Genomic DNA, 7,747 nt, shown 5'->3' on the forward strand with positions numbered 1-7,747 from the left:
AAGCATGAAACCTTTTAAGCAGAACAAAAAACAAAAAGCTTATACACTGATTGAAGTTTTGATAGCAGTAGCAATTTTTTTTACTGTTATTGCAGGACCAACAGGTCTTTTTATTCTTTCATTGAAAAGCCAAAATAGAATTCTTGGTTCAAGAGAAATTCTTGATAATAGTTCTCATGTTCTTGAGTATATGAGCAGAGCCTTAAGAATGGCAAAAAAAGAACTGAATTGTGGTGATAGATGGGAACCAGAAACATGTTTTTGTTTAAAAGACAATGGTTATGGTTTTAATTATGAAATCACGTATCAGGGGAAAGGAATAAAGTTTAACAATGCTCAAGATCCATCAATTTGCCAGGAATTTTTTTGGGATACAATTGATAATAGATTGAAAGAATCAAAAGATGGGGCAGGGGCTGTTCCTTTAACTTCTGATGATTTAGAAGTCGTTTTATTTAAATTCAAAGAATTTGGTTTTACTCAAAGTGATAATATTCAACCAAGAGTTGTTATTTTCCTTGAAATGAGAAAAAAGAACGAACTTGAATCTCCTAAAATTAAAATTCAAACCACAATTTCTCAAAGAAAATTAGATGTTATGTATTAGAAAGATTATTAAACCTTGATAAATTTAATGAAAAGTAAAATATATAAGAGACAACAAGGCATTGCAGTTTTATTTGCTGTATCAATACTAAGTGTTATTTTAACAATTAGTTTGGGGGTAAGTGTAATATTAGTCAAGCAGATAAAAGCAATAACAGAAATTGGTTACTCAGCAATTGCTTTTTATGCAGCTGATAATGGCATTGAAGAAGTGTTGTCAATGACAGACCCTGTTGATATTCCAGAGACCAGTTTAAATGGTAGTAAATATGAAGTTTCTGTTAAAGACAGCAATCATCCTGATTGTGATGCAGCTAATTATTGTATAAAGTCAGTTGGTAGTTACAAAGGGACCAAGCGTGCTATTGAGATTAAATACTAAAAATACTGCTTAATTTAAATGAGGCAGAAAATAAGATTTTTGCTAAAAAGAAGTTTTCATTCGTAAAATCAAGGTCCTCGCTGAAAGCGAGGTTTTTCTATATAATAATAATATGAACAAACAAGAAGCTAAAAAAAGAGTTGATAAGTTAAAAGAGCTGATTGATCGTCACCGCTACCTTTATCATGTTTTAAATAAACAGGAAATCTCTGATGATGCCCTGGACTCTCTAAAACGTGAGCTTTACCGATTAGAGCAGGAATTTTCTGAACTTATTACAGCTGATTCTCCTACCCAGCGAGTTGCTGGTAAGCCTTTAGATAAATTCAAAAAGATAAAACACAGAGAGCCAATGCTTTCTATTGAAGATGTTTTTTCAAAAAAAGAGCTTGAAAGTTGGGAAAAATATTTAAAGAAAATTAGTGATTTCGATGATTATTTCTTAGAGCCTAAAATTGATGGTTTTGCTGTTGCTTTAGTTTACAAAAAGGGCGTGTTGTTAAGCGCTGCTACAAGAGGCGACGGTAGAATTGGAGAAGATGTTACTCAAAACATTAAAACAATAGAAAGTATTCCTTTAAAATTAGAGATTAATTTATTAAAAAATAAAATTAAAAAAAATATTAAAATAAAATTAAAAGAATTTATTAAAAATAAAATAATTGAAATTCGGGGTGAAGTCTATATGGAAAGAAAAGATTTTGAAAAATTAAATAAAAAATTAAAAAAACAAGGAAAAAAAACATTTGCCAATCCAAGAAATCTGGCAGCTGGTTCAATCCGTCAGTTGGATCCTAAACTTGCTGCTTCCAGGCCTTTAAAATTTTTTGCCTATGACATTATTACTGATGTAGGTCAAAAGATACATTATCAAAGCCATCAAATTTTGACCTGTTTAGGATTTAAAACAGATATTGGCAAGGTTGCCAAAAGCATTGATCAAATCGTAGATTATTGGCAACGGATTTCACAGAAAAGAGAAAGTTTTTCTTTTCAAATAGATGGAGTTGTGGTTAGTATTAATGACTTAAAAAGTTTTCAAAAACTAGGAATTGTTGGTAAAAGTCCAAGGGGCATAAGGGCATTTAAGTTTTCTCCGAAAGAAGCAACAACTATTATCAAAGATATAAGAATTCAGGTTGGAAGAACCGGAGCTATAACCCCAGTAGCTGTTTTAAAACCAGTGGAGATCGGCGGTGTTGTTGTATCACGAGCAACACTTCATAATACTGATGAAATCAAGAAATTAGGCGTAAAAATTAATGATACAGTATCTGTTGTGAGGTCGGGTGATGTGATACCAGCTATAAAAAAAGTGTTTAAAGAACTGCGGACAGGAAAGGAAAGAAAATTTAAAATGCCGGCAAAATGTCCATCTTGCAATACACTTCTTGTTAAACTCGAAAAAGAAGTAGTTTGGCGTTGTCCAAACACGAATTGCTTTGCTAGGAAAAGAAAATATTTTTATCACTTTGTATCAAAAGGAGCATTTGATATTGTTGGACTTGGTCCTCAAATTATTAATAGATTGATTGAACAGGGCATTATCTCTGATCCAGCTGATTTATTCACCTTGAAAGAGCAGGATATAGCTTCTTTGGAGCGTTTCGCTGAAAAATCAAGCAAGAATCTTATTGAATCTATTCAGTCTCATAAGGAGATTAGTCTTTCAAAATTCATTTATTCTTTGGGCATCAGAAATATAGGGGAGCAAACTGCTAGGGATTTAACTGAATACTTTAATTCATTAGAAAAATTAGAAAAATCTTCCTTGAAAGAGCTTGAAAATATTAAAGATATCGGCCCAATAGTGGCAAAATCAATTTATAATTTTTTTAATAATAAAAATAATTTACAATTTATTAAAAAATTAAAAAAAATAGGAATAAAAATAAAAATAAAAAAAATAATAAGGAAAAATCAAAAATTTAAAGATTTAATTTTTATTTTAACAGGAACTTTATCTTCAATAAGTAGAAGAGGGGCAGAAGAAAAAATACGTTCTTTAGGGGGTGAAGTCTCTGGATCTATTTCGTCAAAAACTAGCTATTTAATAGTTGGGAAAGAGCCTGGTTTAAAGCTCAAAAAAGCAAGGAAACTAGGCACTAAAATCATGCAAGAAAAGGACTTTGTAAAAATGCTAAAATAGTTCTAAAATTAAACCAAAGCATGTTGTTAAATTATGAGTTTTTGCTTAAAAAGGCGAAAGAAATAAGTGTTAGAATTAAACCAGCATACTTTGCTCAATTATGAATCTTTTTTTATCTCATTTGAAAAAACTGGACTGGACTTTAATTGCTACCGTCATTTTTCTAGTTGGTTTTGGTCTATTATCAATTTATAGCTCTTCTCTTGGAAGAGATGATTTTTTAAATTTTAAAAAACAAATCATATTTTCTCTTATAGGATTTTTATTGATGTTTTTAGTGAGCTTTATTGACTGGAGAGTATTTCAAATAGATTCTTACCTAATTTTAATTCTATATTTTTTATGTATTGTTCTTCTTTTTGGAGTCTTTTTTCTTACAGAAGAAATTAGAGGAGTTAAAGGATGGTATAGAATAGGACCAGTTTCTTTTGATCCCATTGAGCCAACCAAGATTATTTTGATAATCTTATTGGCAAAATACTTTTCAATGAGACATGTTGAAATATATAGAGTTATTCACATAATGATTTCTGGTCTTTATGTTTTAATTCCTTCAGTTTTAATTTTTTTCCAACCAGACTTAGGTTCAGTCTTGGTTTTAGTTAGTTTATGGATTGGTATTTTACTTATTTCAGGTATTAAACTTCGTCATTTTTTTATTTTATTATTAGTGGGTGTTTTAATTTTAACTTTTAGTTGGTCAACAATTTTAAAAGATTATCAAAAACAAAGATTATTAAGCTTTATTAAACCTCAACTATCGGACCCTCTTGAAATTGGCTGGAATCAAAGACAAGCAGAGATCGCTATTGGTTCTGGAGGCTTATTAGGGCAGGGTATTTTAAAGGGTTCTCAAACTCAACACGGCTTTTTACCAGAACCTCAGACTGATTTCATATTTTCTTCTATTGCCGAAGAAACAGGCTTAATAGGAGTTAGTGTATTATTAGTTGTTTTTTCTTTTTTAATCTGGAGAATGTTTAAAATCGCTATTAAAACTAAGTCCAATTTTGCGCGTCTTTTTGCTGCTGGATTAAGTGTTTTAATGCTTTCTCAATACTTTATTCACGTGGGTATGAATCTTGGTCTTTTGCCTATTATTGGAATTTCTCTTCCATTGGTTAGTTATGGAGGATCGGGTCTGCTGGCAATGTTTATTGCTCTAGGTATTTTACAGAGTATTTATATTCAGAATAAGTAAATAAAATAAGTATCGGATAAAAAACGATATCTGCATTAGTATCGGATTTATTCATAAGTTATTCACAAATAGCGCTTGACAGCGCTATTTGTTTTTAAGATAATAAGATAAGTTAAAGTTTTTTGAAATTTAAAAAAAAGAAGGCTCCAAATAAAACGCTCTTACCTGTTTTTTTGTTACCTTCTTTATTTAAGAATAACAAATTTTTTTCTTTTGTCAATATTTTTAAATGAATAAAAAAGAAAATCAAAAACAATTTATAACGCTTCAACAGGCAACTAAATATTGTGATTATTCACAAGAGTATTTAAGTTTAAGAGCAAGACAAGGAAAATTAAAAGCTTTAAAAATTAAAAGAAATTGGGTTACTAAAAAAAATTGGTTAGATGAGTATTTAGGAAATCCAAACAATTATATTTCATTAAAAGAGGCAATAAGCTACTGCGATTATTCAAAAGATTACTTGAGTTTAAGAGCAAGACAAGGAAAATTAAAAGCAGTGAAATTTGGAAAAAACTGGATGACTAAAAAAACATGGTTGGATATATATTTAAGAAAGAATCAAAAGCAAATCAAACAGGAAGTTGTCAAAAATAAAGCTGTAAGAATTTTACCTGCTCCAGATAATTTACCCACTGAGGAATCTCAACCAAACGTTGAAGTAGTTAAGCGTTTGCCAATTTTTAGAATACTCCATACAGGAGTTATTTCGCTTTTAATAATAGGTCTGCTTGTTTCAGGATCACTTGTCGGAAAGAGTCTCTTTTCAAAAACATTAATGCCTTATTTGGCCAAAACACATAATGTTGTTGGCGGATTTTTAGACGATTCAATTTTACCAATAGTTGAAAAATCTCCAATATTAAAAAGTGTTTTGTTTAGTATTGCAGGAGTTGGAGAAGGCGTTGGTGATATTTTTAGAGCATATTTTTCCTGGCTTGGAAATTCTCTTAAATCAATATCTCAAAAAATCACAAGAACTTATTTTGTTTTTCATAGTTCTTTTGATGAAAGTACAAAACAAGGCTTTGATGTAATTAAAAACTTTTTTTCTTATTTTCCAAAAACACTTAAAAACTTTTTCTCTTTTGAAAGACTTTTAACAGAAAAAATTTTTGTAGAGACAGAAGAAAGATTAACTGAAAAATTAATCCAGGCCTTCCAACAAAGCTTCGACAAACTAGTACAAGAAGGAATTCCATCAAAACAAGTAATAACTGAAATCCAACCAATAAAGGAAATAACAAGAGAAGTAAGAATAATAGATTCAGCATCATTAGTTCAGTTAAGAGCTGACATGGAATATGTACAAGCTGAACTAGCTAATAGATTGTATGCCCCAGGGGGAGTAATAACCCAGCAGATATATGTCACCCAACCAATACAATCACCTAAAATATATCAGGAGAATGGTGACATAGTACTTCAAACCATTGGTTCAGGCAATATCATACTATCAGCAGCCACAGGATTACAGCTTCATGGCAGCCAGGTAGTAATTGACTCAACCAGCATACTTAATCCTTTAATATACTTGGCTGACGAAACAAGAATTGATGGACCCTTAACAGCTCAGCGTATCACACTCAATGCTCCAGAATCATACACTGGCAATATATTAGACGTTAGCTCTGTATTCACGGTCAACAATACAGGAGCTACATTAGTGGGTGACTTTACAGTAACAGGTAATTTATCAATAGGCGGTCTATCACTTAATGGGCCATTGGTAATTACTGCCTCTTCTACTTCTTCTTTATTAACAATAACTCAACAAGGTTCAGGATATGGAGCAATAATCACTGGTGGATATGTTGGTATTGCCACCACAACACCCAACTATCCATTACATGTCTGGGGCAGTGCTGGCTTTGGCACTTCAACTACTCTTGCATTATATGTTGATTCAGGCAATGGAAGAGTTGGTATTGCCACCACTACTCCTAGTCAAGCTCTTCATGTAGTAGGTAATATCTTAGGTTCAGGCAATGCTGTTTTTGAAGGTATTTTAGATGTGCAAGGCTATACCACTTCCACGTTTGCAGGACCCGTTAAGATTACCACTACTACTCAACCTCAACTTGTTATTGGATATAGTTCAACAACCTATTCAACTTTTTCAGTTGATTCAAATGGCAGTACTGCTCTAGTGTCTACAGGACCTCTTAATCTAACAGGCTCTGGTTCTTCTGTTTGGCAAACAACTGATTATGGAAGCTTAACTATCCAAAGCGCTAGCTCAACAGAAATCATATCTGGTGATACCTTAACTGCTAGTTCAACTAATGAAATAATTTTGGTTGTTGATGGACAGGAAAGAGTAAAGATTAATAGCAGTGGCTATGTTGGCATTGCCACTACAACGCCTAACTACGAACTCCATGTCTGGGGCTCAGCTGGCTTTGGCACTTCTACTATACCCACCCTGTACGTTGATTCAGGAAATGGAAGAATTGGTGTTGGTACTACAACTCCAAGAGCAAATCTAGAAGTTGCTGGATCTGCTTTATTTACTGACGCAACTACAACTAATTTCTCAATTAGCGGAATCGTTGGTTCAATTCAATGTTTGCAGATAGATAATACTGGTAATGTATCAGGAGCAGGTGTTGCTTGTGGAGGAGGGGGTGGAGGTTCAGGATTATGGGCTAGCAGTTCAGACAGTTTAAGGATATACCCAAGTGTTTTATCACGTGTAGTTGTTGTTGGAGCAAATGTCACAAGTTCAGATTTAGCAATATTTGAGGTTGATGGAGGAGCTTTTTTTGACGATGCGACTACAACTAATTTTGAAGTTACAGGAAATGTTTTCTTGCCAAATAACAGCATAACTGACCTTATGCTGGTAGATACTATTACTGCTAGTAACTACCTGTCATTAACAGACTGGTATTCAACCACTACAGATGGTTTAGATGAAGGAAGCAGTAATAAATACTATTCAACACAATTGTTTGCTGCTGACCTGGCTGCTACTACCACTAATGCTCTAGCTGAAGGAGGCAGTAACCTATATTTTACTGACGAGAGAACAGATGACAGGGTTAATGCTTTGCTGGTTGCAGGGACTGATGTAGATCTGGTTTATGATGATACTGGCAATAGTTTAACTATATATGCCACTAACACAGACACTACTTATTCAGCAGGAGGAACCTTGATCGACTTAACAGGAACTGTTTTCAGTGTTAATGAAGGAACATTAACAGATACCAAGGCTTGTATCTATTCTTCTGGAACTGGATTGGTCTGTGATTCTACATTCCTAACTTCATATACAGAAACTGATCCTATCTGGACAGCTTCTTCAACAGACTGGTTTAAGCTATCTAACTGGTATTCAACCACTACAGATGGTTTAGATGAAGGAAGCAGTAATAAATACTATTCAACACAATTGTTTGCTGCT

The 7,747-nt window shown here is 32.8% G+C and carries 5 protein-coding genes; all 5 read left to right on the plus strand.

The features are described from left to right. Positions 1-4 precede the first annotated feature (4 nt). On the plus strand, positions 5-607 hold the full coding sequence (locus KJI70_02220) for a prepilin-type N-terminal cleavage/methylation domain-containing protein (protein ID MCP6718331.1): 603 nt from the start codon (positions 5-7) through the stop codon (positions 605-607). 27 nt (positions 608-634) lie between these two features. After that, a complete protein-coding gene (locus tag KJI70_02225) occupies positions 635-988 on the plus strand; it encodes a hypothetical protein (protein MCP6718332.1) in 354 nt (117 codons plus the stop codon). Between the two features lie 112 nt (positions 989-1,100). Continuing rightward, positions 1,101-3,137, plus strand: a complete 2,037-nt coding sequence (gene ligA / locus KJI70_02230; protein ID MCP6718333.1) for an NAD-dependent DNA ligase LigA — start codon at positions 1,101-1,103, stop codon at positions 3,135-3,137. A 100-nt stretch (positions 3,138-3,237) separates the two neighbouring features. Next, the gene (locus KJI70_02235) at positions 3,238-4,338 is read left to right on the plus strand and encodes a rod shape-determining protein RodA (protein MCP6718334.1); all 1,101 of its coding nucleotides are present in this window, start codon (positions 3,238-3,240) and stop codon (positions 4,336-4,338) included. A gap of 229 nt (positions 4,339-4,567) precedes the next feature. Further along, positions 4,568-7,747 (plus strand): hypothetical protein (locus KJI70_02240; GenBank protein MCP6718335.1); only part of this gene is annotated, 3,180 nt, incomplete at its 3' end.

It is taken from the genome of Patescibacteria group bacterium (assembly GCA_024238995.1).
GTDB lineage: Bacteria > Patescibacteriota > Minisyncoccia > Minisyncoccales > JANBVM01 > JANBVL01.